The following is a 25,864-nucleotide window of genomic DNA, read 5'->3' on the forward strand; positions in this document are numbered from 1 at the left end:
TTAAGATGAATAAAATCAAAACCATTGGCTTAACGTTCCTTCTCTCTATTTTAAGTATTTTTTCTTTTGCACAACAATTTGGAACCATAAAAGGTAAGGTATCTACTTCTAACGGAAAACCTGCAGCTTTTATCTCCATCGGACTAAAAGGGAAAGGGTTAGGTGCTACATCTGATGAAGATGGTTCATATACAATCAATAGGGTTAAGGCCGGCACCTATACCATCAAAGCATCGGCTGTGGGTATCGATCCATCAGAAAAAAACGTCACCATTACCGCCGGTCAAACCCTCCAGGTCGATTTCACATTGAAAGAGAACGACCAGGTACTGGAAGAAGTAATCGTTGCCGGCATCAATAAAAAATATAAAGTAAGTTTACCATCTGCAACACTTCGGTTGAACGAGCCATTGTTGGAAGCACCTCAAAACATTCAAATTGTAAGCAATCAAATCATTAAAGACCAACAGATTATCAGCATGAGTGATGGTCTGATCAGAAATGTGAGTGGCGCGGTTCGTTTAGAGCACTGGGGCGATCTGTATACCAATATTTTGATGCGTGGCTCGCAGATTCAGGCCATGCGTAATGGCTTTAATGTAGTTTCTTCCTATTGGGGTCCGCTTACCGAAGATATGAGCTTTGTTGATCATATCGAATTTGTGAAAGGTCCGGCCGGCTTTATGCTGGGCAACGGCGATCCGAGCGGAATGTACAATGTAGTAACCAAAAAACCCACTGGCTTAAATCAGGGTGAAGTTTCCTTTACTGCCGGCAGTTTCGATATGTATCGTACGGCTATAGATTTCGATCGCAAGTTAACTGCCGACGGTAAATTTTTATTTAGATTGAATGCTGCTGCCCAGAACAAAGGTTCATTCAGACCTTACGAAAAAAACGACCGTTATAGTTTTGCGCCTGTTTTAAGCTATCAGATTACACCTAGCACTAAACTAACAGCAGAATACACTTTACAAAATGCTAAAATGACCGAAGTAGGCTCGTATTACATTTTTAACACTGCCGGATATGCTACTTTACCGCGTTCGTTTACCTTAACTCAACCAGGTGTGCCACCAACCAGAATTAATGACCATAGCATCACGTTAAACCTCACTCAGCAATTGGGACAGAACTGGCGATTGACTGCACAGTCCGCATATTACAAATACCTGCAAACCGGCACCAGCTCATGGCCATCGGCTGTAAATACCAATGGTACCGTGATCCGGAATGTGGGCATTTGGGACGCTGAAAGTTCGATGAAATTAGGACAGTTATTTGTAAACGGAACGGTTAAAACCGGAGGTATTGTACACCGTATTTTAGCAGGTTTTGATGGCGGCAAGAAAAATTATATAGCCGATTGGGGCCAGTCGCATAATTTGGATCTGGCCAGTTCCCCTTTTAATTTATACCATCCCGACTATGGTTTCCCATCGAACGGCTATCCTCAATTTGATCGCATTACGCCTTTATCGGAAAGGGCACTTGCCGCGGGTGGTTTAATGGATCAGAAATACCTGAGTGGATATGTTCAGGATGAACTGGGTTTCTTTAATAACATCGTTCGATTAACCCTTGCCGGCCGTTACACCTATGTGAGTCAATCGGCATGGGGTGGTGCTCCCGATAAGGCCAAACAAGTCACCCCACGGGTTGGTTTAAGCGTTTCCGTTGATAAAAACACCTCTGTTTACGCAGTTTACGACGAAGCTTTTACGCCTCAAACAGGTTTTTTCCGTGATGGTTCTACCGCAAAACCGATAACTGGTGATAATAAGGAATTCGGCATCAAAAAAGACTGGTTTAATGGCAGCTGGAATACCACCTTATCGGTATACAGAATCACCAAAAAAAATGAAATCACTTCCGATCCTTATAACAAAGCCGGAGAAACTTACAGCATTGTAATCGGCGAAAAAAGGGCACAAGGTATAGAGTTTGATATCCGTGGCGAATTGGCAAAAGGTTTAAATCTAATTGCAAACTATGCATACACCGACGGTAAAGTTACCAAAGTGGCCGATGGCGTCACAGGCGTTTTTGTCGGCCAGGTGGTACCAGGTTTTTCTAAACACACCAGCAATGCCTGGTTAACCTATACCTTACAAAATGGCGCACTTAAAGGCGCAGGCATTTCTGGCGGCTTTACTTATTTAGCCGGAAGAGCGATAGGCACTTATAGCGGAGAAAATTCAAACGAAAACCTCCCCGATTATTTCAAACTTGATGGTGGCCTATTTTGGGGAAACAAAAAGCTAAAAATAACAGCCAATGCATTTAACATTTTAGACAAGTATTTATATAGCGGCGCTTACTATACCAATTACTGGAATGCGCCTGACTATAATCAGCCTGTTTATTCATGGCAAGCGGAAGCGCCGAGAAACTACCGAGTAAGTGTAGCTTACAAATTTTAATTAAACCCCGTCAGCAGCAACTGGATCAGATCAGTTGCTGCTGATTAAAAACCGAAAACATGAAAACTAAAATCTCATTATTGGCCTTGTTCCTTGCCTTTAGCATCTCGAATGTATTGGCACACGCCTTATGGATAGAAACTGCTTCGATGGGCAAAAAAGGACAGCCACAGGATGTAAAAGTATTTTTTGGAGAATACGAAAGCAACGAGCCGGATACCGCAGCAAAATGGTTCAGCAATTTGAAAGACTTTAAATTGGTTCTAACGGCGCCTAATGGCACTACTAAAGTTTTAACGGCTTCGCCGGATGTACTTTTTTACAAAGCCAGTTTTACACCAGACCAGGATGGTACTTATAAGATTTCTATTGTACATGAAGTCGCTTCCGTTTATGAAAAGGCAAAAATAGAATACTACGCTTTTGCCGATGTTGCTGTTGGTACCTCAAAAGTTAACACCACTTTTCCGGCTGGGGCTGTTTTAACCATCAGGCCAGTTAAACACGGTTTAAAAGCCGGAGAAACGGCCATTCATGAGGTGATTTATCATAACAAACCTTTTGCGAACCAAAAATTAACCGTTGTTGGTCCAGATAAAAAAGGCCAACCCACCAAAACCGATGTGCAGGGTAAATTTATCTTTAAACCTGCTGCGAGAGGGAATTACTTTCTTGAAGCCTTTACTGAAGATAAAATACCCGGCAAACTCAACGGACAGGATTACGAAAAAACCTGGCATTTGGTAACCTACACTACCGAAGTGAAGTAACTACCAGATCAACTCAAATTTCTCGAACAATTGGCGGCAAAAACGTCAATTGTTCTTATATTAAATCAAGCTTAATGTCGCCAGCAAAACCTTTACAGAAAAAAACTAAGAAATCGCGGATCAGAAGAATCAGTGATTGGCTGCACTTGTGGTTGGGCATCATATCAGGCCTCGTGGTTTTTCATTTGGGCATTACCGGCTGTATTTTTGCCTTTCAGAAAGAGATTACCGAGTTGATCCATAGAAAAGAGCTTTTTGTTGAGGTACCGGCCAATAAAAAAACAATTCCTTTAAGTACGTTAAAGGTTATAGCCGAAAAAGCCTTGGGCGAAAAAAAGAAGATAACTTTCATGTCGAGCTATACCCAGCCCGACCGCGCCTGGGAGTTTGGCACTTATAAGCCTGGTAATCCTAAAGCATTCTGGTATTTCGACGCGATAGATTATTACGATATCGTATGGATCAACCCCTACACGGGCAAGGTTACGTGGGTTTCCGATTATAAATACGAATTCTTCAGCATCATTAAAATGTTGCACTGGAGTTTTCTGATCAACCATCCCATCGGACAACAGATTATCGGTTGGAGTACCCTTATTTTTGTTTTTCTTTTGATCTCGGGTATCGTGATGTGGTGGCCTAAAAACCTTAAAAAATCAAACTTCGATAAAAGTTTCAAAATTAAATGGAAAGCCAAATTTAAACGCATCAACTATGATATGCACAATGTACTTGGTTTTTATGTAATGATTATTTGCCTGATGCTGGCCCTAACCGGTCTGGTGTGGGCTTTCAAATGGTTTCAGGCCACCGTATATGTGGTGGCATCAGGAAGTACCAGCCCACCAAAAGCAATAATAGCCAAATCAGATTCGACCCAAACCATTAAAGCCATTCCTTTTGATGTGGCTTTCGAAACCGCGCAAAAGGTGTTCAAAAATGCAGAACGCATTGGGATGTCGCCAGCCGAGGGAGGTTCAGCAAGCATTTATGCAACGGGTTATAAAGGCGAAGAAACTTATTGGAATTTCGATGTTCTGGTGTTTGATCAGTATACCGGAAAATTGCTCGCCCGTAAAAATCAAAGTGATAAAAATGCGGGTGAGGCAGTTATCGGGATGAATTATGATATCCATGTTGGTGCTATTTTAGGGCTTCCCGGGAAAATAATGGCATTTTTTGCGAGTTTGATAGCTGCAAGTTTACCTATAACCGGATTTATCATTTGGTGGGGCAAAAAGAAAAAGAAGAAAAATAACGCAGCTCCGGAAAATTAACCCTAATCTAACTCACTATAAAAATGAAACTATTAAACCTAATCTTAGTATTAATCGGTTTAATGCCAGCTAATACTCATGCACAGACTGAAACAGATTCTCCGGAAGAAAAACTGGAAAAGGACAGAAAAGCAATAAAATCATTAGCAGGTTTTTATCAAGTGAGTTTTAACTATGCTGAAGTTAGCTCGCCAGATCCCAATTACCAATTCAGCAAACCTTACGAAAACCATGGTAATGAATGGGCCGAAATTATTGTTGACGAACCTAAGAGAATTGTAATACAGCACATGTTGGCTATCAATGATACCACAATAATTAAACATTGGCGCCAGGACTGGACATATGAAGATACCGATATCATACTTTATAAAGAAGGTAATACGTGGAAAAAAGGCAGTTTGACGCCAGCCGATGTGAAAGGCAGATGGACACAAAAAGTGTATCAGGTTGATGACAGTCCGCGGTACCAGGGTTATGGAACCTGGAGCCATGTGGGCGGGCATGACGCCTGGCAAAGTGAAACCGATTCTCCGTTACCCAGAAGAGAATCGACCGTACGTAAAGATTATAATGTATTAAACCGTGGCAGCAGAATTACCCTTACCAAAAACGGCTGGATGTTTGAGCAGGACAATAAAAAGATTATACGCACGGCCAGTGGCGATAAGCTGTTAGCTATTGAAAAAGGTTACGAGGAATTTTCCAGAATAGAACCTGAAATTTTCGCCTTTGCACAAAAATGGTGGGCCAGCCAAAAATCTTACTGGGCAGATGTTCGTAGCGTTTGGGGCGATATCACCGGATCTCAAAACACCTTTAAATTACAGACCATGGCCAATGGCAAATTGCTTTACGAAACACTTTTTAGCTTAGGCGACCAGTCTATCAAAGAAAAATGGACGGCAGAGCAGAACAAAGAAAAAATTAAAACTGCTTTACAGCCTTATCTGGTGAAGTAAAAAAGATTCATTCATGCCCAGCAGTTTTTAATCCCCCTAAAGAATTTTTGCCTGCCTGGATGATAAATCCGGATCAACAATTACTTTATTTTAGTAAATTCCGTCATGAAAAAATTTGGTTTCTTCATCTTCCTGTTTTGCGCCTTTAACAGCTTTGCACAAGATTCTACTTATACCAGAGGGATCATCAATACGCTTACCTCAAAAACTTTCTGGGGCAGGGGCTATACCAAAGATGGGATGAAAAAAGCGGCCGACTATATTGAAGATGCCTATCAAAAAATTGGCTTATTGCCAATGGGTACAGCATATAAACAGACCTTTAATTTTCCCGTGAACACCTTTCCCGGCAAAATGATGGTAGCCATTAACGGCAAAAAACTCATTCCAGGTAAAGATTTTATTATAAATAATGAAAGTCCGGGCATTAAACAAAAAGCCAGGTTAAAACAAATCGATAGCCTTAATTATCAGGCTACGCCTTCATTCATTATTTCACTAAAAGATAAACTTACCTGGTCTGTAGCAACCGAAGTTGGAGAGTTAACCACCATACAACTCAATAAAAAAAACTTTACTGCCATTCCAAAAGAAATCAGCGCTGATATTGAAAACAAGTTTATTCCCAATTTTCAGGCAGCCAATATTTGTGGTTGGGTTAAAGGAACTAAATATCCTGATTCATTGTTAATGATTACCGCACATTACGATCACTTAGGTGGTATGGGTGCTGATACCTATTTCCCAGGTGCAAATGATAATGCAGCCGGGGTGGCTACCCTGTTAAGTTTAGCCAAATATTACGCCGCCAATCCCCAACCCTATTCTATTGGTTTTATCTGTTTTGCAGCTGAAGAAGCAGGGTTATTAGGATCAGCATATTTTGTAGAAAATCCATTGGTTCCCCTAAATAAAATCAAATTCCTCCTCAACCTCGACCTTGTTGGAACAGGCGAAGCCGGAATCACCGTCGTGAATGCATCTGTTTACCCCAAAGCTTTCGCGCAGCTTAATGAAATTAACAATGAACATCATTACATTTCCAAAATTAATTCGAGAGGCAAAGCAGCCAATAGCGATCATTATTTTTTTACGGAAAAAGGTGTTCCTACATTCTTCATTTACACTCAAGGCGGTCCCTCTGCCTATCATGATATATATGACAGACCGGAAAACTTACCGCTTACCAAATACCAAGATCTGTTTAAACTAATTGTTGGTTTTAATCAAAAATTGATGGAATAACTACGTTTTTTAGGACGAAAACCATAAACCGCTATGCAAACACTTTATTCTGTATCCTCAGTTTACTCATCTCCTTTTTGCCGATTGGGATAATATTACAAACGTTTGGGATAACTAAATTTAGCATTAGGACCTGCAAACTCATCTTTGAATCAAACAAAAACGAAACAAAGTTATGAGAACCTTGCAAAAATTTATCCTTGCATTACTACTGCTTGTGGCATTTACAGTTAAACTGAATGCCCAGAATCAAATCGAAATTGTTATAGTAGGCTCCGCCCACGACAATTCTAAATCGACCATAAATTTTCAGTCTATCATTGATAAGCTTAAAAACTTTAAGCCCGATATGGTTTTTGGCGAATACCTGCCAAAAGAAGATTATGCTAAACTGGAAAAAAATAACTGGGCAGTAGAAGCTTTTAAAAAAGGACACGATTACATCGAAAAACTAAATCCGGAAACGCCTAAAAATATTCCAGCGCTGATTAAAAAACAGCAAAAAGCACTCTCTTCTTTCGCATACTATCATAAAACGCGTATGAATTTAGCAGTCAACTATGCTAAAAATTGGGATAGAGGCAATACTGATTATCAAATCTTTGTGCTGGAGAATTATATGAAACAGAATTTTGGCAAAGAAGAATTAGCCACCTATAATAAGATGTTTGGCGGTACAGATTCATTGAAAAAGATAGGTTTTTACAGACCGGGAAGCGAATACAGCAAAATTTATTTTCCTCTTGTTTACCAGCTAAAACAAGATCAGATCTACAGTATGGATTGCCAAACTTACGATAAACCCTGGGGTGAGGCCTGGGCTAAAACAGATTCTTTGTATAAAATTTTAATGGACAAAGCGAAATCAGATAGTAGCTCGCAGGAGGCCGCTACCGTTAAAGCCATAGAAAAATACTGGTCTTACAGTAAAGATGAAGCAAAAGTATTCAATACGGACCCTTACGCAGGTATGAATACGGTAAAATATGGCATTTTGGATGAAGCCTGGAACTTTTATGGCGGGCCTCACTTTTATGGCTATGCGGGTTTCCCAACTGAAACGGTAAAAGCAATGATTGCACAATGGAACCTGAGAAACGAAGGGATGTGTAAAAACATCATCGATCAGGCAAAAGCAAAAAAAGCAAAAAGGGTAGTGGTAGGTGTTGGTGCATCGCACCGGAAATGGATGGAAGAAATTTTGGCTAAAAACCCGGCTGTAAAAATTATTAATTATAACGACCTCCACTAAATTTTATGCCCCCCGCGGTCTGTGTCCCCCACAGACTGCGATAGGCATAAATTCATATGAGTACAGCAAAGACCATGGAAATACAAAAAAGTTAGGCCTTTAATGTAAGTTTCACCAGATACTGATCTTCACCATCATCAAAAATCAATTCAGTATCCCATCCTGTTTCTTTCGAAATCTGTTTAATGGTTTCTTCATCTATATAAATCCAGTTGAACCAATTGCCTTTTTCTCCTTTATATTCATATTGGTAAGATACCTCACCATAATATTGATTTTGTGGTTTAGGCAGATCTTCATATAGATAAGCAATATCAGATGAATCGAAAATAACCTGCCCGTCGGGGTTGATCAGGTCTTTTAATTTAATCAGAAAGTTCCTAAAACCGGGCAAAGTTCCTGTCAAACCGATACCGTTCATAAGCATGATGATGGTATCAAATTTCTCCTGATAATTAAAAATATCCTGTACGAATGCTTTTTTTACTCCACGATCTTTCATAATATTCACCGCGGCCTCCGAAATATCAATAGCTGTAACATCGATATTGAAGGCTTGTAGCAGCAATGCATGACTGCCCACACCTGCACCGATATCCAATACCTTGCCAGTACACATATGCAAAGCCTGAAGCTCTAAAACCGGCATATCTTCATCATCACGAAAGAAAAATTCAAGCGGCATTTCTTCTGGTTCTCCGTAAGAATTGTGTAACCAGAGGATATCTGCCTCGCCCGTTCTGTAAATATCTGTTAGCGCTTTACCAAAAACATCCATAGCGCAAAGATAGAGAAAATGGGAGATGTATAATCAATGATGGAAAAGGGAATACGGGAGATGAAAAAGGGCAAGGGTGAATTTTATGTTGAAGTAAAAGTTCGTCGGGATTTGTAATCCCGTTTAAGCGCCGGGGGATTCGCAATCCAGAAACATATAAAAGGTCCGGATGATAAATCCAGACCAATAACTTTCATAACAATTTTATGCTAACTCATACACCTGATGGTATTCTGGTATGGCTACATGTTTGAAACCCCGGTCTTTCAATTTCGTAGCGAAATTTTGCTGTACTTCGTACTCGCCATGAACCAGAAACAACTGTTTTACCTTAGCTGGATCCTGGCCTGATAAAAAGTGTAATAAATCTTCATAATCACCGTGTGCACTCATCGATTTTATGGATTGTACTTCGGCTTTAACTTCGTATTCCCCGCGGAAAATTTCAACTACTTTCTGTCCGGCAATCAATTTTCCGCCGAGCGAGTTCGGTTCACAATACCCTACCATTAAAATGGTGTTTTTCTGGTTACTGATATTGTTTCTGATGTGATGCCTTACCCGGCCTGCCTCTGCCATACCTGATGCAGAAATAATTACACAAGGCCTTGGATCAGCATTTAAGCCTTTAGACTCTTCTACACTTTCGATAAAACGCAAACCTTTAAAACCAAAGATATCATGATCTACCTTTAGCATTTCTTTAACCCCATTATTGTATACTTCAGGGTGGTTCCTGAGAATTTCGGTTGCTTTGGATGATAAAGGACTATCTACATAATAGGGAACATCAGGCAATTTACCTTTCAGCTCTAAGCCATTTAAAGCATAAAGGAGTTCCTGCGTACGGCCAACGGCAAAAGCCGGAATAATTACTTTTCCTTTTTTGATGTTACAGGTATTGTTGATAATCTCTAAAAGCGTGTTTTCGATCGGATCAAGATCTTTATGTAGCGAATCGCCATAGGTTGATTCCATTAAGATATAGTCAGCCTGATCAAATTGCTGTGGACTCTTCAAAAGCAAGTCGCTATAACGGCCTACATCGCCAGAAAAGGTAATACGGGTAGCTTTTCGCTCTTCAGTAATGGTAAGATGTACTGCAGCACTCCCTAAAATATGGCCTGCATCGGTAAATTTCAGGCGAATCCCTTCTTCAATCTCAAAATCCTCCTCATATTCCACAATTTTCATCTGGCCAACCGTTTTGGTAACGTCTTCCTCCGTGTAAAGCGCTTCCTCCATTTCTTCGCCTTCGTGAAGATTACGGTTAGCATATTCAGCATCCTGCATCTGGATTTTAGCAGAATCCATCATCAAAATGCGGGCGAGGTCCATTGTGGCTGCGGTACAAAAAATCTTTCCTTCAAATCCTTCAGCAACCAGTTTTGGCAATAAGCCGCAATGATCTATATGAGCGTGTGATAAAATGAGGTAGGTAATTTTTTTGGGATCAAAACCAAAATAATCGTTTAATTTATCGGTAACATGGCCCATCCCCTGGAACAAACCACAATCTAATAAAATCTGGGTGCCGTTTTTTAAGGTAATAAGGTGCTTACTTCCCGTAACCGTACGGGCAGCACCATGAAAAGCAATGTTCATCAAAATATTGGTTAGAGGACTTATAGCTAAAAATGCCGGATATTTCCGGCACTTTAAATTCTTTATACATTTATTTCTGCTACTTTATCTTTAACCTTATCGGCAACACTTGTGGCTTTATCTGCCAAACCTGCTAATTTATCTTTTGAAGCATCTAAAAGATCAGCAAAAAAATCTGATACTTTATTTTTCAGATCGCTGGTTGAATCTGATGATAATGCTAATGCGATGGTTGCACCTAATGCTGCTCCGGCTAATACGCCTACTATGATTTTTGTTTCTTTTTTCATGGTCTTAGTGATTTACTTATTAAACATAATTAACCCACAGGTGTTTTTATTTTTTTTATCTTACAAAAACCAATCCATAATGAAGCGAATATTTTTTATAGACTTAGACAATACCATTTATTTTACCAGGCAGAACGAAGAACAGTTGATGGGCGAATTATACCGCTTCCTAGAAAAGTTGGATTTAGGAATTAGCCGGGAAGATTTTCAATTAGCGAAAAAGGACATGTTGAGGACGCCTTTTCTAAAAGTAGCTCAAAAATATCGTTTTAATGAAAAAGTGATGCCGGATGTGATTTCCTACCTCCAAAACAGATCTGTAACCCAAGCGCTAAAACCGAGTGATGATTACCACTATATTAAAAGCTTAACCGGCAGAAAATTTATTGTAACAGCAGGTTTCCCAAAACAACAGCAATCGAAGGTAAAAATGTTGGGCATAGCCGATGATTTTGAAGAAGTACATGTGGTAGATGTTTCGACCACCAATAAAAAAGAAACTTTTGAAATGCTGATCGATCAACATCAACTTAACAAAGATGATATTTTAATTATCGGCGATGATGCCGAATCGGAAATCAAATTTGGCCTGGAACTGGGGATAACCACTTTTTTGCTGGATCCCGAAAACCTGCACCCTAATGCTGAAAGTACTTTTAAAGGAAGTGATTTAAGTAGTCTTCACGCAGTAGCGGGGCAGTAATAAAACGAAGATCGTCATCTCGACTGGAACGCAGTGGAATGCCTGCCCGTACAGGCGGGGAGAGATCTATCTTAATAGATTTCTCGACTTCGTTGCACTTCGCTCGAAATGACGTTAACTTTATTAAAATTACCGCATAAAAAAGTCCCGATGAAAATCGGGACTTTCCATTTTATCCTCTACCACCTCTTGATGGTCTTCCACCTTCACCACCTCTTTCACCGCCACCACCTCGTTGCTGCGGAGCCTCCATCCTTCTCTGTTCTTGTCGCTGTTGCATTTGCTGGTTACGCTGCTGCTGCATTTGTGCATCTCGCTGAGCTCTTTCCTGCTGTTGTTGCTGAGCTTGTTGCGCACGTTGCTGTTGCATCTGCTCATTACGTTGTTGCTGAACTTGTGCATCCCGCTGCGCTCTTTCTTGTTGTTGCTGCAGAGCTTGCTGCGCACGTTGCTGTTGCATTTGCTCATTACGCTGTATTCTTTCCTGTTGTTGCTGCTGGGCTTGTTGTACCCGCTGCTGTTGCATCTGCTCGTTACGTTGCGCTCTTTGTTGTTCCATTTGCATACGTCGATCATCCTGTCCACGCTGTGGTTGCATATCACGTTGGTTACGTTGTTGATCTACACCCATGCGGTCTTGATTACGTTGCTGTCTTGCCTGATCCCAACGCTGCTGATCCTGACCACGAACTGCATTATCTGGTCTGTTCGCATTATCAATTCCATTGGCACCACCACGGCTAATACGTCCGTTCACATCTCTATTGTAAGCCCCGCCCCTGTTATCTGGCTGATTGTTATTATCCCGGCCTACATTACGGTTATCTCTTGATCCAAAACGGTTGTCGTTATTGCCTGGGTTACCGCCTCTTTGCTCGCGGTTAGTATATCCTTCGTTTCTCCCGCCTCTGCTGATCCCAGCATTACCTTGTTCAAATCTCCTTGGCGCAGCATTGCGGTTGTCTACAGCTGCATTACGTTCAGGTCTTGGTCTGTAGATCGAAACCTCTCTACCACCAATCCGGCTTGCACCAGGTCTTGAGCTTTCGGCATAACGATATACCGTTACATCCCTGTTAGTTGCCCTCCTGATATCTTCAACCCTTGGCCCGCCATAATAGGTTCTTCTGTTATATACATAAGTATTATTGATAATGGTGGTATTACGGATATACACATTATTGCGGCCATAATCATATCTAGGAAAAGAATTGATATAAATATTTCGCTGCGGGATAAAGTTCCAGCAGAATTCTGGCACCACATAACGGCGGCCAAAGCTCAAATGAATACTGATGCTGGGTGCCATAGGAGCCCATCCGTAATAGCCATCACCACTTCTCCAATCAACCCAGGCTGGCCCCCAATTGGTATCAGGTAACCAGATCCATTGCCGGTAACTGTTAATTACCCAACGGCCGTAGTGGAAAGGTGCCCAGCCCCAATCGTAATTGGAAACCCAGGTATTACCATACTCAGTCATGGCCCAACGTCCATTGGTATAATACGGACGGAATTCACTTTGATCTACATCCGGGCGCCAAACGTAGCCGTATTGCGGATCTTGTATCCAGGTGCCATATGGCGAAAGCTCATCGTAAAAAGTCTGTAAAGAGATGTTGCCGGTACTGTAACCATCAGACTGGTAATCATTTTGGTAGTCTTGTGCCCTGACAAGGGTTGTGGTTCCGGCAAGGAGCGAAAATAGCCCCAGCACAAGTGCCGTAGATTTCAGTGTTTTCATTTGTGTGTTTTATTTTAATAACCTAATGTGTGTGTATCAATTAGAGAACCAAAAATGCTGAAGGTTTAATATGCTAGCATAGTTTTTATATTTTCGTTCAAATATTGCCATATAAGGCATATTTAACTAATATTTAACGTTTTACACGAAGTTTAATTGTGCAGAAAAGAAGTCAGTTAAAAATAAAATTTGCTACACCTTTGCTTACAAAAGAGATTATATTGCCGGCTGTACAAGCTTTAGAACTTAAATTCTATTTATTGTGCGTATTTTTGTAGCATGCAAAAAGGCACCCTATACCTTATTCCCGTACCATTGGCCGAAGAGGTAGCACATAAAACATTTACCCCTTATCTGGTTCACACCATTAACCAGATTGACAACTACATTGTAGAAAACAGTAAAACTGCACGTCGTTTTTTAAAAGAGGCAGGTTTAAAAACACCACAGAAAGATTTAATTGTTCACGATTATGGTAAACATAACCGAACAGATTTGGGGCAGTTTTTTGGGGAGCTTAACGCCGGAAAAGACGTTGGTTTAATGAGCGAAGCTGGCTGCCCTGGTATTGCCGATCCTGGGGCGGATATAGTTGCCGAAGCTCATAAGCGCGGTATAAAGGTAGTGCCGTTGGTTGGGCCAAGCTCCATTTTACTGGCTTTAATGGCCTCTGGTTTTAATGGACAAAGTTTCGTTTTCTGGGGCTATTTACCTATTGATAAAGAACAACGCACAAAGCGAATTAAAGACCTGGATTTATCGGCCAGCCGTTATAAACAAACACAGATATTTATTGAAACACCTTTTCGCAATAACCAGCTTTTTGAAGAAGTGTTGAAAAGCTGCAAACCCAACACGCAGCTTTGTGTAGCCAGTAACCTTACCGCAGCAGATGAATTTATTAAAACACAAAGTGTTTACAACTGGCGCAAAGAGGAGATAGATTTACATAAAAAGCCGACTATATTTTTGCTGTACTAAATGGTTCGATAGTTCACAGGACCATGGTATTAATGAATAATAGTTTAATGGTTTATCGCCAAATCGTGAATGCGAGAAGGCTTTTCAGCCGAAGAAATAACCCCTATTACCAATGGGTTATCGCGAACCCGTTAACTAAGAACTTTGAAAAAATCAAAACATATCTAACTTTCCGTTGGTTATCATTATAGCGCTCTGCAACATGGTTTTACCAAAATTATAGCGTTATGAAAAATACAGGAACACCAAAAAACAATCCAACGGTTCAGGGCAGTTCAATAGCCGACCGCGCTAACCACGATGTTAAAACGGATAAAAAAATCCAGGGTATTACAAATGGGGGCGGACAACGGTCCGATCAGACTTCAAACAAAGATAACCAGAGGAAGTACGACAATAAGAAATAAAAAAAAGGTGAGGATCCCAGCTGATCTTCACCTTTTTTGTTGCTTTTTCATATTCGCCCTTAATCCATAGGATGCGAAGGATAATACCCATCGGTGGAAATAATGTAGATGGCACCTTCTACCGACGGGAGTTTAGGCAATGCAAAATTTGACATACCATCGCCACCATACTTTGTTTTGAGGATAGAAAACAACTTGATATTTTTACTTACAGATAGCAACGAGCCGTCGCATATCGCAAATCCCTCTGGCGCATAATCACCAGCAAAAAGGGTTATCGCCCCTAGCATCGAATTCATAACATGTTTATTTAGTTATTCAATACTACTAAAAAAACAACATGATTTTTTATATCAAATGTTTAAAACCTGATATATCTCTAAAAAGATAGCATGCAATACAAACAATACTTAATCTATCAAATCAGGTTTTCTTATAAATTTTAAAACACAATAAAGTGGGGCTTAGGTAGACGAAGAATTGCTGCTATTTCCGTTTTATAGCAAATTGCAGAGAAATGTAGTTCATCAGCACAAGCCTTTGTAGATAAACGGGATGGAAGCGGCATCGTCCGATTTAAGCACTATTTTTTGTTTTTGTTATAGTGTGCTTGCTTGTTTCACAGGTTTCATCGGAGATATAGCGAACAGCCCGGCCGGAGCCTCCCGATAAACTGCTGCAGTACCTTTCCAAATTATTAATCCAGCATTTTAGCTAACTGAAACTTTTATTACGATATCCTGTTCATTTATGCAATTTCTTTCTTGTTAAGATAAAAGCAACAACTAATTAGCTGCCGACCAACTTATTCCATAATAACCATGAGCCATTAGATTTTTAGAATGCTTATTCTTTAGCTAAAGCAATGATGTCTTTACCTTCCAGAGTCCGTCTTTCATCATGATGGTTCAAAGTATTGATCATCGCCTGCCCAAGCTCGGCCATGGTACAAAAACCATTGGGGTATATCGCCCTACCAATTGGAAATAACCAGTTGATGTATTTATAGAATTGATGTGCGTATTTTTGTCCTGGTAAGGGCTTAATAAAGCCGGGGCGGAAGTTAAAAACCTGTTCGAAAGGTAATTCTGCCAAATCTCTTTCTGTTTTGCCCTTAACCTGCGCCCATTTCAAACGACCATGCTCATTCGTTCCACCACCAGAAACATAACAAAAAGTCATATTATTGTTGCTCAATGTTTGCGCTATATGCATGGTAAGCGTATAAGTCATTTTATAATAGGTATCCTGATCAACGCCTATTGAACTAATTCCTAAACAAAAGAAACAGGCATGATAACCTGTTAACAGATTCTCAATGCCTGAAAAATCAAAAAAATCAGTATGAATAATCTCCTTTAATTTGGGATGTATATAACCGCAAGGCTTACGGTTGATTACCAGGATATGATCAATTTCAGAACTGTTTAAGCATTGCATCAATACACCTTCTCCAACCATTCCGGTTGCGCCGGTAATAATTATATTATGCTGATTTCTGGTTTTCCCCATATGAAGTTATTTTATTTAATAATCAAAACGAAGATAAGTGAACCTTTGTTTGCCAATAAAACTGTTGATTTCTTTTTCGCTATTGTTAAGGTAGCAAGAGGATAATTAGTTATATTTATTTAAATAGCGATATGATGATGAGACAAAACCTGTCCGGCATTAAGATAATGCTGCTTACCTGCCTATTATTTATTTCCAGCCGGTTATTTGCGCAAAACGAATTAAGTCCGAGGCAAACCTATCCGGATTTATTTGAGCAAGTTCAGATGGCAAGAATCTACCCAGACAGTAAGTCTTTTACAGATGCCATCCCCAAGAAGAGTCCATCAACAATCATGAAGGCATATAACGCTTTAAAAAACAAACAAAATTTTGATTTGAAAGCCTTCGTAAATGAGTATTTTCATATGCCCGAAAACCATCATGCGGCTTACCAATCTGACATAGGCGCAGGTATAGAAAAACACCTCGACACCTTATGGACTGTTTTAAAAAGAAATCCTGATACGGCTTCTACCTACCAAACATCATTATTGCCATTGCCGAAACCCTATATTGTTCCCGGTGGCCGGTTCAGGGAAATTTATTATTGGGATTCGTACTTTACCATGCTTGGACTGCAAAAAGCCGGCAGAACAAAAACCATAAAAGATATGGTTGATAATTTCGCTTATCTCATCAATAAATATGGCTTTATCCCCAATGGAAACCGCACGTACTATCTAACACGTTCGCAGCCACCATTTTTTGCGGCTATGGTTCAATTGCTTGTCCAGCATAATAAAGATGTTAAACTTGCAGATTATAAGGATGTGCTTGAAAAAGAATATCAATTCTGGATGAAAGGTGCCAGCCAATTGGGTAATGGCAAAGCTATAAACCATGTGGTGAAGCTTCCTGACGGTACTATTTTAAACCGATACTATGATACTAGCGATCAGCCCAGGGAAGAATCGTACCTGGAAGATTTTGAAGCCGCCAAATTAACCAAACAGGCTCCGTCCACTTTTTTAAGAAATGTACGTGCAGCTGCAGAATCGGGTTGGGATTTTAGCAGCAGGTGGTTTGCCGATGGTAAAAGTTATAACCAGATTATCACTACAGATCTGCTTCCCGTTGATTTAAATACTTTGTTATATAATCTCGAAACGGCCATTGCCAAAGCAAATAGCGAAGCAGGCAACAAAACAAAAGCTGATTTATTTACCCAAAAAGCCAGGATGCGTAAAACCGCGATCCTGAAATATTTCTGGAACAAAAAACAAGGCTTTTTTACCGATTATAATTGGAAAAACCGATCATTTTCTAATCAGCTTACGTTAGCAGCCGCATTTCCGCTGTATTTTAAATTGGCGACACCAGTACAGGCCAAAGCGGTGAAAGATAAACTGGAAAGAAACTTTCTTAAAAGAGGTGGTTTAATTACCACATTAACCACTACAAAAGAGCAATGGGATGCACCAAATGCATGGGCACCACTGCAATATATCAGCATTGCGGGATTGCGCAATTATGGATACCATCAACTGGCCGATACGATTAGTACCAGGTGGATAAACCTTAATATTTCAGTATTTAAAGAAACCGGGAAATTGATGGAGAAATACAATGTGATACAACCTAACAGTAAAGGTGGTGGCGGAGAATATCCACTACAGGATGGATTTGGCTGGACAAACGGTGTACTGTTAAAGTTGATGGAAAAATAGTTAATCACATGTTTCTTTGTAAAACTTAGAAAGAAACAGAGGCTGAACCAAAAACAGACAGGATAATATGCTAATGGTTGCAGCCTCTATTAAAGAATATTAAATTTTAATACCCAGGATTTTGTATCAGATTAGGATTACCCAATTGATTATCCGGAATAGGGAAAAGCAGATATTTCGCTTCGCTTGCAGGTTTTTCCTGCCATGCAGTGAGGAATTTTCCAAAACGGATTAAGTCTTGCCTTCTAAAACTTTCCCAATATAGTTCACGGCCGCGTTCATCCAGCAGGATATCCAAGTTCAGGCTTGGTAAAATTGAAGCACCCCTTACCGTCCTGATCGAATTTACAATGGTTAAAGCAGCTGCTGTTTGCGACGTCCTTAACTGTGCTTCAGCTTTCATCAATAATACATCAGCGTAACGGAAGTAAACCCAATCATTATCGGGTTTTCTTGAACCTGCATTCGCATAGTCTATCGGGTATTTAATTACCCTAATGCCTGCGACCTCCAGGTGGTTCGGATCACGCTCAATAATTGATACTTCTGGTGTGAAAGCTAAAGGATTACCTTTTCTGTCTTTTAAGGCTACTCCGTTTTGGTTTACCTGCTGGCCAACCAAAAAGCCAACCCTTATGCCAGCAACATTGGTTTGTCCGGCATAGGATCCTCCTCTTCTTTTATCGGCAGCTTCAAATTTATTGTAGAAGTTTGATAAGGTTGAAAAACCATTGTAACCACTTGGGTCCTGGTTATAGTGTGTGGTACACTTCCATTGCCCATCTAAATCGCTCCCACTTACACCCCCTAAATTTTGTGCGGTAAAAATATTTTCGGTTGAAAGCACATCGTTTGTTGGCGCAAAATTATCGAAATAGTTTGGGGTGAGTACATAACCGCCTGCTGCTATTTCATCAGCGAGTGAAATTACCTTAGCCATATCAGCAGCATCAAAAGTTGGCGTGCTACGGTTTAAAAAAGCACCTTTGTTGAGGTAAATTTTCATTAACAATGTTCTGGCGGCATTTTTATTGGCCACATTTGCAGGACCAACCGGCAGATCGGGGATAATAGCATTTAATTCGCTGATTAAATAGGCAATTTCGTCTGCAGCATTCCGAACACGCGATGGTTTGGTTACACCTTCTCCCGGATCACGGTACGGAACCTGCCCCCAGCCATCCAAAATTGAAAACTGGGCAAATGCACGTAAGAAACGTGCCTGTGCGGCCTGAACAGCATTCGGACTGGCATTTAAAACACTGGTAGCTACATAAGAAATGCTGTTTAAATCCCTGAACACATCCGAAATCCGGGTATGATCGGGCGCCCATTTATGCAAATGCAGTGCCCGCCAGGCACCATTATCGTCCCAATCGCCTGCACGCGTAGGCACTATAATTTCATCTGAGGTTACCTCCTGCAGCGCAGACCAATTCCATGGTGCCTGGTAAGGGCCAATCATGGCGGCATAAGTGGCGCCCAATACCCCTGCAACATTATTGGATGATACTGCGCCACTACCAACCTGGCCATTCAGGTTTTCATCCAGCTTGGTACAACCAGAAAAACTTAAGGCAACTATAGCGAAAGTGAAAATATATTTATTTTTCATGTGATTATAGTTAAAAGATTAAAGAGAAAAATTAACACCAAAATTGAAGGTTCTTGCCGTTGGATAAGCCGTATAATCGATACCTGCTGAAGGAACCCCACTTACACTTTTGTTTACATTTACCTCCGGATCAAAACCGGTATATTTTGTAATTACAAATAGGTTTTGGCCATTCACATAAACATTAAGCGACTTTATCGATTTACCAATATTGCCAATGTTATAGTTAAGTGTGGCATTGGCCAATTTTAGGTAATCACCTTTTTCGATATATCTTGATGAGGCAGCGATCGGATTGGCAAGCGACTCTTGTATGGGTGAATTAATCAAAGCGGCAGAGATATTGCGCTGGGCACCCAGATTGGATATGGCCAGCACCGAGTTTGCGGTGTTGTTATAAATATCCTGTCCAAACGCACCGTTAAAGTTTGCTGTTAGCGAGAACTTTTTATACCTTAAATTTGTACTTAAACCCAAAATTACTTTTGGATTGGGATTACCTACGTAATAAGCGGTAAAACCATCATCGGTATATTTCGAAAATCCATTCGCATCTAAACCATTATATTGGCGGGTAACCATGGCAAAAAGCGGCAGACCGTTTTGGATCACCTCGGTGGTTACACCGCTCAACCCCTGCCCGTTTAAAGAGCCTGTTTTGATAATGCCATTAATATTCTGCACTTTATTGTTGATAAAAGTAGCATTACCTCCTAAAGACCAGGTTAGGTTATCCTGATCGATAATGGTACCATTTAAGGTCAGCTCCAGCCCTTTATTGATGATCTGGCCCGGTAAATTTACCCATGTTGGAACATTGCCCCCAACTGCCGGAGAAAATGCAATCTGCGGGAACAATAGATCTTTTGTTGTTTTATTGAAATAATCGATTGATCCGGTTAACCTGTTTTTAAACAAGCCAAAATCGATCCCCACATTGGCCTGTTTGTCTGACTGCCATTTTAAATCGGCATTTTCATTATTGATCGGCGTTAAAATTGGCGAACCATTTGCATTTCCAAAATCGTAACGGAGCTGCGCAGAACCTGAAGGAAAATCCTGGTTACCGGTTTTACCATAACCAACGCGCAATTTTAAAAGATCAAGCCATCGAACATCAGACATAAAGCTTTCTTTTCTGATATCCCAGGCGGCGGCAAAAGAAGGAAAATAACCATAACGGTTTGATTTACCGAATTTGGTAGAACCATCGGCCCTAAATGTAGCCGTTAAAATATACCTGTTATCATAATTGAAAATAGCCCTTGCAAAATACGACTGTAATTGTGTTGTAGGATTGTTGAAGGTAGAAAATGTACGGTTAGCCGGGGCTGTGGTCTGAAAAGCATCAGTATAATCGGCGGCTATATCACCAAAACCCGTCGCCGTATTGGTTGCGCCTTTATTGATGAAGTTAGAATATTCGTAACCCAAAATGGCGTTCAGATTCAGCTTTCTAACAATTTCCTTATTAAAATTTAAGGTGTTAGTAAATTGTTGCGTAATCAACTCATTGTTGGAATAACTCGCATAACCGCCAAGGAAAGTTCCTGATGGCTGTATACCCTGCAGGTTTAAAGTACTCCTGGTAGAAGCCCTTCTGATACCTGTGCTATAATTTACACTGGCCAGCATGCGATACTCCAGCCAGGGTGTAATTTTGTAATAAGGCGAAACACTTCCTAAAATGGTAGAAACTTTCGATTTATCGCTATTTGCGGCTAAAGCAGCCAAAGGATTGATGGTGGTAGAACCGTAATCTATAAATAAACTGCCATCGGGATTGTAAAAAGATTGAGTAGGGTTCCATGATAGTGCCTGCGAAATCAAACTCCCTGTAAAACCGGCATCGGTAGTTATCGGCGCTACACTTTCGAGATACTGATTACTGATCATATTCACATCCAAACCCAGCTTTTTGCTCTCCAGGAATTTAAAATTGCCGTTGAACCCGGCACTATATTTTTTAAAATCCGTCGTTTTGATAATCCCCTGCTGATCCTGATAACCCAACGAGGCACGGAAAGTATTGCCATTGGTGCCACCGCTGATGCCAACCGAATAATTTTGGTTATAAGCAGTACGGGTAATGGCGTCCAATGCGTCAACACTGGCACCAAAATTACCGGTATTAAGGTTATATTTCGATAATGCCGCACGATACTCATCACCCGTTAATACATCAACTTTTCTGGCAATATTGCTGATCCCTGCCGAGGCACTGACATCAATTTTAGTTTCTCCAGATTTTCCTCTTTTTGTGGTAATCAACACCACACCGTAAGCAGCACGCGAGCCATAAATTGCCGTAGCTGATGCATCTTTCAAAATCTCCATCGATTCGATATCTGCCGGATTGATAAAGTTTAAAGGGTTTCCATCAGGGGCTGTTCCGATACCGGCGCTGGCAGATGGCCTTGCCGATCGTCCATCAAGCGCTACTCCATCCACCACATAAAGGGGCTGTCCGGTTCCGGTAATGGCAGAGTTACCCCTGATGCGAACAGTAGATGCACCACCTGGCTGACCGCTGTTATTGATCATCTGTACGCCAGCAACCTTACCCTGTATCAGCTGATCGGGAGCATTTAACGGCCCTTTGTTAAAATCTTTGGCTGATACCGTTGTTGCCGCTCCCGTCAGGTCATTTTTTCTTACGGATGCATAGCCAACAACCACAACAGCCTCTAAATTATTCAGCGAACTTAAGGTGATGTTGAGCAAGGTTTGATTATTGATGTTTACTGTTTGTGATTCATAGCCCACAAAACTTACTGTTAACCTGGATGTTCCGGATGGAGCGGTGATCTGATATTTTCCCTCCACATCGCTCTGGGTTCTGGAATTGGTACCGGTTACCTGTATAGTTGCGCCTGCCAGGGGCGTTTTATCGCTATCATATATTATACCTTTTACAGTAATCTGGGCAAAGGCAGCTGTGCTAAACAAGAGCATCAGGAGGCTTAGGCCTAGCAGTTTCTTTAATGAATACAATTTCTGTTTTAGGGATAAAACAGACCAATTGCCTGGTAAAGTAATGTTCATAATGGATTTAATTAATTGGTTAGAAAATAGGAGCATTTAATGGGTAAACTTTTAAGATCAGGGTGGTATATATTTCATCATTTCTGTTTTAAATTTGGGTTTAGTTGATTATTTATAAAGTGGATGGGGTTTTTCTATTTTTTTCCTGGCAATTAATAATGCATTATCCATACTTTCCTCAATGGATTTACCCTGTATAAAATAAGTAAGGAAACCCGCCCAAAAGGCATCTCCGGCACCGGTTACGCCAATTACCGATTCAACCTGGAGCGCCGGTTTATACTGCCATTGATGGTTTTGTGCCTTAAACCAAACACCATCTTTACCGCAGGTAAGGCATATCACTTTTGCTTTGAAATGATTTAACCATTGCATGGCCTGTTCCATATCCAGTTGCAGACCGGTAAAACGTTCCAGATCATCCGTACTTATTTTTAGTAGTATATTTAGCCTGCTTAGCATTCTGAATATATCTTGTCCATCATCCCCATTCCATATGGATGGCGCATAATTCCAGTCAACCGATAAATATTTACCTAGTTGATGGGCCTTTTCGAAAGCATGTAGAATATTGCTCCGTGCCGGTTCTTTGCTCAATGCGAAAGCAGTAGTATGCAGGATACCGCAGGCCGCAATGATGTTTTCATCCATCCTTTTAATGATCATATCGGCGCTTCGGTAAGCGATAAAATCGGGTGTTCCAGAGTTTTTACCCACCAATACAATGCTGGTTTTTTCGTCAGAAGTACGGCTTATATAGGTATCAGCTATCCCAACAGATTTTAATTCACGAATGAGATAAGTACCCAGATTATCGTTACCTACCGTAGCAATAAGTTCAGCATCAACACCTAACCATTTTAAATTGGCACATAAGTTGGCTGAGCTTCCGCCCTGGCTGACCAGAAAACGTGATGGCGATGCAAGAGATTCTATATTGCCCTCTGATATGATGTCAGCAAGGAGCTCTCCTACTACTAAAACTTTTGCTATATTTTTCACAGGTCTTAGAATTTAAATGTAAAGAGTTTAGTAAATGCATTATTTTTAATCGCTTGCTCGGCAATTACAGCTCCCGCAGCACTCCATGTACAATTAGGGATGCCACAGGGCGATTGATTGATACCGTTAAGGCACTCATTAAATAAATCGCCGCTGCTGTTGGCACGATGGATATCAGCAGTAATTTTAAGCGCCATTTCATACTCCTGGTGATGATTTAATGAAGCAGCAAGCCAGCCGTTCCAAACTGGCCATAGGCCGCCGTTATGAAAATAACCGGGTTTGTTGCGGAACGAGTAGGCATAGTTATGTTTCAGTTCCTGCATATCTGCGTCACTATATTCAATTGTTGGATAAAAAGAAGGAATCAAATCCTGGTTATCGTTGTACAGCGTTTTTAGGTAGGCTATGGTATTGCTGGTTTGTTCTCTGTTGCCTATACCGAGCAGTAGACAAAAGGTATTGGCCTGCAGATCAAAATAATGATAAACCCTGGCCGGATTAAAGCCCATTAACCAAAAATGCGGAGAAACTGCCTCTAACTGATGGATAAGATGAGGCGAATAAAGCTGCTTTTGCGATTCGCTTTTCCAATAATTTAATTGTATCGCATTGTTGATGTTCAGCGCTTTTTCGCTCCAACTCTCATTCCCTGTTAAGGTTGATGCCAGTCTTAATGCCCAAAACCGCAAAAGCTGATCGAAAAGAACATATCCATGCTGAATATATTCATCTGCCCAATCTCCACTCTGCGGAACATAAATTAAATGTTTACCATTAAATTCCCAGGCATCCATTGCACTAAAGCATCGCCCGATTTGATGTACATATTTTTCCCAGAGCGAATTGTCGCCTGTTAAAATAGTATAGGCCGATAAACCAATCACTGCCCAAGATGGGTTATCGGCCCGGCCTGATGTGCCTCCAAAACTTACCGATCCATCGCTGGGCGAAACGTTGGAAGGCATAAAACCGCTTTCGTGCTGGTGGTTAAAAATGGTTTCGATAGTTGATTTGGCAGTACTTATAAGTGCTTTGTTACCGCTTAACAAAGCCGCTATGCTTGTAATTACTCCATCCCTCGTCCAAACCCGTTTATAATTGTCATGTTCCTCTACTGCAGCCACAAAACCGGAAGGTGTTGATGCCCGGGCCATCAGTTTTAGTGCCTGCTCATATCCGTTTTGATTAACCATTGGTATTACCTCCTATATCACGCTTGCTGATCAGTGAAACCATTATGCCTGCTGCTATAATCAATCCACCGGCAAACAGTATAGCATTTTCGGGCTTATGGCCTAAAAAATACCGGTATACATATTTAAAAGTGATGGTTTCTAAAAGCATGGGCAGCACAATAAACATGTTGAGAATACCCATAAAAATGCCGGTTTTTGCTTTCGGTATACTACCGGCAAGCATGGCATAAGGTGTACCCATCATGCTCGCCCAGGCAATGCCCAAACCAATAATGGGTATCAACAACAAAGCTTTAGTGTGGATTAGCGGCAAACAAGCCAAACAAACACCTCCTGTTAATAAACTGGTGAGGTGAACTTTCTTCGCTGTTATTTTCCTGGCGAAATAAGCAAGTGGAAAAGCAACAATGAAGGTAACCACATTATAGCCGCCATTTACGGTCCCGGTTAAAAGCTGGGCCGAAGCAAAACCATCAGCTGCTGCATTACTGGTATTGTAAATGGTTTTTGCCAAACAAAGGGTTACAAACTGCCAGTACACAAACATGCCATACCAGTTAAAAAGGTAAACCAGGCCAAGTTTTTTCATTGTTGTAGGCATTACCTTAAAGGCCTCAATAATATCTTTAAAAATATTGATAACACCCCCGGGCATTGCTTTAACTTTTTTAATTTCTTCAGGGCTTAACGGAGTTTCCTTTGTGGTAAAACAGCTGTACATGATAGAGCCGATGGATACCAGCCCACCGATAAAAAATGCCGCGTAAGTGGTATACGGAATGTTGTTGCCACTGCGAGAATGTATGCCTATTAAACCTGCAGCAATTAAAATACCCGGAGTAAGATTAGCAAGCGTAATACCCAGGCCGGTAAAAAAACTTTGTGTTAAAAAACCGAGTGCGTGCTGCTCTGACGGGAGCTTATCACTAACAAAGGCACGGTAGGGCTCCATGGTAATGTTGTTGCCCGCATCCAGTATCCATAAAATTCCGGCAGCCATCCATATCGAACTACTGTAGGGCATGGCAAACAAACAAATACTGCATATAATGGCCCCAATTAAAAAATATGGTCTTCGCCGTCCAAATTTACTTGTCGTTTTATCGCTCATGGCACCTACTATCGGCTGAATAATCAGTCCGGTCATTGGTCCTGCGAGGTTTAGCAGTGGAATCTGATCTGCATTTGCCCCCAGATAGGAATAAATTGGAGTCATGTTGGTTTGTTGCAGACCAAAACTATACTGTATACCGAAAAAACCCAGGTTCATGGCTATGATTGAACTGAAATTCAGTTTCACTGCCGATGAGATACCCTTGTGTTTTTCTGCTTGTGCAATTATCAT

At 40.8% G+C, this 25,864-nt stretch carries 21 protein-coding genes; 10 read left to right on the forward strand and 11 right to left on the reverse strand.

What is annotated here, in order from left to right; all coding sequences use genetic code 11:
• Positions 1-5 precede the first annotated feature (5 nt).
• The 6 genes from ACK1I8_RS16300 (at position 6) to ACK1I8_RS16325 (ending at position 7,929) form a co-directional block, all read left to right on the forward strand.
• Positions 6-2,423 (forward strand): TonB-dependent siderophore receptor, encoded by a 2,418-nt coding sequence (locus ACK1I8_RS16300; RefSeq protein WP_412466373.1) that lies wholly within the window; start codon positions 6-8, stop codon positions 2,421-2,423.
• 59 nt (positions 2,424-2,482) lie between these two features.
• Positions 2,483-3,193, forward strand: a complete 711-nt coding sequence (locus tag ACK1I8_RS16305) for a DUF4198 domain-containing protein (RefSeq protein WP_412466374.1) — start codon at positions 2,483-2,485, stop codon at positions 3,191-3,193.
• A gap of 74 nt (positions 3,194-3,267) precedes the next feature.
• Positions 3,268-4,470: a PepSY-associated TM helix domain-containing protein gene (locus ACK1I8_RS16310; protein WP_412466375.1), complete on the forward strand. Its 1,203-nt coding sequence runs from the start codon at positions 3,268-3,270 to the stop codon at positions 4,468-4,470.
• A 23-nt stretch (positions 4,471-4,493) separates the two neighbouring features.
• Entirely contained in the window at positions 4,494-5,432 is a 939-nt protein-coding gene (locus ACK1I8_RS16315) for a DUF6607 family protein (RefSeq protein WP_412466376.1), read from the forward strand.
• A gap of 105 nt (positions 5,433-5,537) precedes the next feature.
• Positions 5,538-6,677: a M28 family metallopeptidase gene (locus ACK1I8_RS16320; RefSeq protein ID WP_412466377.1), complete on the forward strand. Its 1,140-nt coding sequence runs from the start codon at positions 5,538-5,540 to the stop codon at positions 6,675-6,677.
• A gap of 175 nt (positions 6,678-6,852) precedes the next feature.
• Positions 6,853-7,929, forward strand: a complete 1,077-nt coding sequence (locus ACK1I8_RS16325) for a DUF5694 domain-containing protein (protein ID WP_412466378.1) — start codon at positions 6,853-6,855, stop codon at positions 7,927-7,929.
• 91 nt (positions 7,930-8,020) lie between these two features.
• Here ACK1I8_RS16325 and ACK1I8_RS16330 read toward each other — a convergent pair whose 3' ends face one another.
• The 3 genes from ACK1I8_RS16330 to ACK1I8_RS16340 all read right to left on the reverse strand — a co-directional run bounded on the left by ACK1I8_RS16330 (position 8,021) and on the right by ACK1I8_RS16340 (position 10,602).
• The gene (locus ACK1I8_RS16330; RefSeq protein WP_412466379.1) at positions 8,021-8,707 is read right to left on the reverse strand and encodes a class I SAM-dependent methyltransferase; all 687 of its coding nucleotides are present in this window, start codon (positions 8,705-8,707) and stop codon (positions 8,021-8,023) included.
• A gap of 204 nt (positions 8,708-8,911) precedes the next feature.
• Positions 8,912-10,312, reverse strand: a complete 1,401-nt coding sequence (locus ACK1I8_RS16335) for an MBL fold metallo-hydrolase RNA specificity domain-containing protein (RefSeq protein ID WP_412466380.1) — start codon at positions 10,310-10,312, stop codon at positions 8,912-8,914.
• Positions 10,313-10,374: 62 nt separating this feature from the next.
• Positions 10,375-10,602, reverse strand: a complete 228-nt coding sequence (locus ACK1I8_RS16340; RefSeq protein WP_412466381.1) for a YtxH domain-containing protein — start codon at positions 10,600-10,602, stop codon at positions 10,375-10,377.
• A 79-nt stretch (positions 10,603-10,681) separates the two neighbouring features.
• On the opposite strand from ACK1I8_RS16340, the gene ACK1I8_RS16345 reads away from it, so the two are divergent.
• The gene (locus tag ACK1I8_RS16345; protein WP_412466382.1) at positions 10,682-11,305 is read left to right on the forward strand and encodes an HAD family hydrolase; all 624 of its coding nucleotides are present in this window, start codon (positions 10,682-10,684) and stop codon (positions 11,303-11,305) included.
• Between the two features lie 172 nt (positions 11,306-11,477).
• On the opposite strand, the gene ACK1I8_RS16350 is transcribed toward ACK1I8_RS16345, so the two are convergent.
• The gene (locus ACK1I8_RS16350) at positions 11,478-13,049 is read right to left on the reverse strand and encodes a DUF6600 domain-containing protein (RefSeq protein WP_412466383.1); all 1,572 of its coding nucleotides are present in this window, start codon (positions 13,047-13,049) and stop codon (positions 11,478-11,480) included.
• A gap of 279 nt (positions 13,050-13,328) precedes the next feature.
• Between ACK1I8_RS16350 and ACK1I8_RS16355 the strand changes: the two genes are divergently transcribed.
• On the forward strand, positions 13,329-14,030 hold the full coding sequence (locus ACK1I8_RS16355; protein WP_412466384.1) for an SAM-dependent methyltransferase: 702 nt from the start codon (positions 13,329-13,331) through the stop codon (positions 14,028-14,030).
• A 227-nt stretch (positions 14,031-14,257) separates the two neighbouring features.
• Entirely contained in the window at positions 14,258-14,437 is a 180-nt protein-coding gene (locus tag ACK1I8_RS16360) for a hypothetical protein (protein WP_090765130.1), read from the forward strand.
• A gap of 59 nt (positions 14,438-14,496) precedes the next feature.
• On the opposite strand, the gene ACK1I8_RS16365 is transcribed toward ACK1I8_RS16360, so the two are convergent.
• Both ACK1I8_RS16365 and ACK1I8_RS16370 read right to left on the reverse strand, forming a co-directional pair.
• Complete coding sequence (locus ACK1I8_RS16365; RefSeq protein WP_412466385.1) at positions 14,497-14,736, reverse strand: phage tail protein; 240 nt, start codon at positions 14,734-14,736, stop codon at positions 14,497-14,499.
• 547 nt (positions 14,737-15,283) lie between these two features.
• On the reverse strand, positions 15,284-15,949 hold the full coding sequence (locus ACK1I8_RS16370) for an NAD-dependent epimerase/dehydratase family protein (protein ID WP_412466386.1): 666 nt from the start codon (positions 15,947-15,949) through the stop codon (positions 15,284-15,286).
• Between the two features lie 167 nt (positions 15,950-16,116).
• Between ACK1I8_RS16370 and treF the strand changes: the two genes are divergently transcribed.
• On the forward strand, positions 16,117-17,658 hold the full coding sequence (gene treF, locus ACK1I8_RS16375; RefSeq protein ID WP_412469382.1) for an alpha,alpha-trehalase TreF: 1,542 nt from the start codon (positions 16,117-16,119) through the stop codon (positions 17,656-17,658).
• Positions 17,659-17,764: 106 nt separating this feature from the next.
• On the opposite strand, the gene ACK1I8_RS16380 is transcribed toward treF, so the two are convergent.
• The 5 genes from ACK1I8_RS16380 to ACK1I8_RS16400 form a co-directional block, all read right to left on the reverse strand.
• Positions 17,765-19,273, reverse strand: a complete 1,509-nt coding sequence (locus ACK1I8_RS16380) for a RagB/SusD family nutrient uptake outer membrane protein (protein ID WP_412466387.1) — start codon at positions 19,271-19,273, stop codon at positions 17,765-17,767.
• 18 nt (positions 19,274-19,291) lie between these two features.
• Entirely contained in the window at positions 19,292-22,318 is a 3,027-nt protein-coding gene (locus ACK1I8_RS16385; RefSeq protein WP_412466388.1) for a SusC/RagA family TonB-linked outer membrane protein, read from the reverse strand.
• A 108-nt stretch (positions 22,319-22,426) separates the two neighbouring features.
• The gene (locus ACK1I8_RS16390; RefSeq protein WP_412466389.1) at positions 22,427-23,320 is read right to left on the reverse strand and encodes a carbohydrate kinase family protein; all 894 of its coding nucleotides are present in this window, start codon (positions 23,318-23,320) and stop codon (positions 22,427-22,429) included.
• A gap of 5 nt (positions 23,321-23,325) precedes the next feature.
• Positions 23,326-24,516 (reverse strand): glycoside hydrolase 100 family protein, encoded by a 1,191-nt coding sequence (locus ACK1I8_RS16395; protein WP_412466390.1) that lies wholly within the window; start codon positions 24,514-24,516, stop codon positions 23,326-23,328.
• The gene (locus tag ACK1I8_RS16400; protein WP_412466391.1) at positions 24,509-25,864 is read right to left on the reverse strand and encodes an MFS transporter; all 1,356 of its coding nucleotides are present in this window, start codon (positions 25,862-25,864) and stop codon (positions 24,509-24,511) included. Before ACK1I8_RS16400 ends, ACK1I8_RS16395 begins: the two co-directional genes overlap by 8 nt.

This window comes from Pedobacter sp. KLB.chiD (assembly GCF_047040275.1).
Classification (GTDB): Bacteria; Bacteroidota; Bacteroidia; order Sphingobacteriales; family Sphingobacteriaceae; genus Pedobacter.